1 pseudogene is annotated in these 2,441 nt (G+C 79.5%); it reads right to left on the reverse strand.

What is annotated here, in order from left to right:
- A pseudogene (locus KIH27_RS22015) lies at positions 1-2,441 on the reverse strand (PE family protein); the annotation flags it as partial.

Here is a 2,441-nt window from a genome sequence, read left to right on the forward strand (position 1 = left end):
CCGCCACCGCCGGTGGCGCCGACACCGCCCGTGCCGCCGGTGCCGCCGGTCGCGATGGTCGAACCGACCGGCGCGTACTCCAGTGCCTCGCCGCCGGTGCCGCCGTTGCCGCCCGACCCGCCGGTGCCGCCGGTGCCACCGGTGCCACCGTCGCCGCCGTGCCCGCCGTTGCCGCCGTTGCCGGAGATCGAACCGCCGGCGCCGCCGTTTCCGCCGGTGCCGCCGGTCTCACCGGTGCCACCGGCCACGCCCTCGCCGCCGGTGCCGCCGGTCCCGCCGGTGCCGCCGAGGGCGGTGCTGCTGCTGCCGCCGACGTAGGCGAATCCGCCCTGACCGCCGACGCCGCCCGCCGCCCCGGCAGCGCCGGCACCGCCGACACCGCCGGTGCCGCCGACCGAATGCGAACTGTTGAACAGTGGGGCGCCGACGTAGGCCGAACCGCCCTGGCCGCCGGTGCCGCCCGACTGCTTGTACCCCGGGTTGGCGGCGTTGTTACCCGCCGCGCCCGCCGATCCGGTCTTGCCGGTGTACAGGTGGTAGCCGACGCTGGTCTTGCTGCCGACGGAGCCGGGCTGCGTCCCGGACGCGGCGGTCTGGTGGGCGCCACCACCGGGTGCGTTGCCGAACGCGCCCTGACTGCCGCCCCCGCCGTCGCCGCCGTTGCCGCCGTTGCCGACCGCGCCGCCGGCGCCGCCGTTGCCGCCGGTGCCGGCCCCGAACCCGCCGTTACCGCCGTTGCCGCCGTTGCCGAGGCTGCCCCCGGTGCCACCGATGCCGCCGTTGCCACCGGTCCCGCCGTGCAGACCGGCGTTTCCGGTGGACTGACCCTGGTAACCGTCGACGCCGCCGGCGCTGTGCCCGCCGAAGCTGGCGCCACCGGCGCCGACGTTGCCGCCGTTGCCCCCGGCGCCGCCGTTGCCGGCGGCACCGTTGGCGCCGCCGCCGGTGCTGGTGCCGCCGTTGCCGCCCAGGCCGCCACCGCCGCCGTCACCGCCGTTGCCACCGGTGCCGCCGTTACCGCCCATCCAGGTGGCGGTGCGGCCGCTGCCGCCGAGACCACCGGTGCCGCCGTAGCCGCCGGTGCCGCCCTTGCCGCCGTCACCGCCGGTGCCGCCGACGAGACCGGCGCCGCCGTTGCCGCCCTGGCCGCCGACGCCGGCAGCGGCGCCGTTGCCACCGGTCCCGCCGGTGCCGCCGTAGCCGCCGGTCTGGCTGGTCAGGCTGTTGCCGCCGTAGCCGCCGGTGCCGCCGTTGCCGCCGTGGCCACCGCTGCCGCCGACGCCGCCGTCACCGCCGGTGCCGAACAGCGAGCCGCCGGCACCGCCGTTGCCGCCGTTGCCGCCCGCGCCGGCGACGGTGCCGTTGCCGCCGATGCCGCCCTGGGTGCCGGGGGTGCTGCCGGTCGTGCTGTTGGAGGTGACCGGACTGCCGCTGGAGCCGATGCTGCCCGTGGTGCCGGCGCCGCCCTGGCCGCCCTGGCCGCCGTCGCCGCCGTCACCGTGGTTGCCGGCGGCGCCGCCGTTGCCGCCGTTGCCGCCGGTGCCGCTGTGGAACGTGAGGTAGGGATTGTAGGAACCGCCGCCGCCGTTGCCGCCGTTGCCGACTGCACCGGTGGCCGTCGCGCCGGCCGCACCCTGCACGCCGCCGGTCCCGGTGCCAGCCGCGCCGCCGGTGCCGGCCGTGCCGCCCGCGCCACCGGCCCCGGCGGAGCCGATGTTGCCGCCGTTGCCGCCGTCGCCGCCGTTGGCGTTGCCGCTGTAGGTGTAGTTGCCCGGGGTGCCGGATTTGATGATCTGACCGTGGGCGCCGAGACCACCGTTGCCGGGGGTGCCCGCCGCGCCACCGGTCCCGCCGGCGCCACCGCTGCCGTTCGCACCGGCCGTCCCGGTACCACCGCTGGCCACGCCGCCGCCGGCACCGCCGTTGCCGCCGGCGCCGCCACCGGCGCCATTGCCACCGTTGCCGCCGTCACCGCCGGCCGCGAGTTTGCCGCCGGAGCCGGTGACGCCCTGGACACCGGCCGCACCGAGGCTGCCGGAGCCGCCGTCGCCGCCACGCCCGCCGGCACCGCCGGCACCGCCCGCGCCACCGTTGCCCGCTGCTGAACCGCCCAGACCGCCGGCGCCGCCGTTGCCGCCGCCACCGCCGGCGGTGCCGTTGGAGCCGGAGTTACCGGCACCGTCGGTGCCGTCGCCGGCGCCCGAAGCGCCGGTCTGCCCGGCGCGCCCGGCCCCGCCGATACCGCCGTTGCCACCGTCGCCGTGGCTGCCGCCGTTACCGCCGTCGCCACCGTTACCGCCGGCGGCGCCCGCCGCGGCGGTGCTGTCGTAGGCGGCGTTGTGCCCGTCGCCGCCGTCGCCGCCGTTGCCGCTGATCGGGGCGGCGCCGGCGACACCCGCCGTGCCGGCGGCACCGGTCCCACTCGCCCCACCGGCGCCGGC

Source organism: Mycolicibacter acidiphilus, assembly GCF_018455725.1.
Classification (GTDB): domain Bacteria; phylum Actinomycetota; class Actinomycetes; order Mycobacteriales; family Mycobacteriaceae; genus Mycobacterium; species Mycobacterium acidiphilum.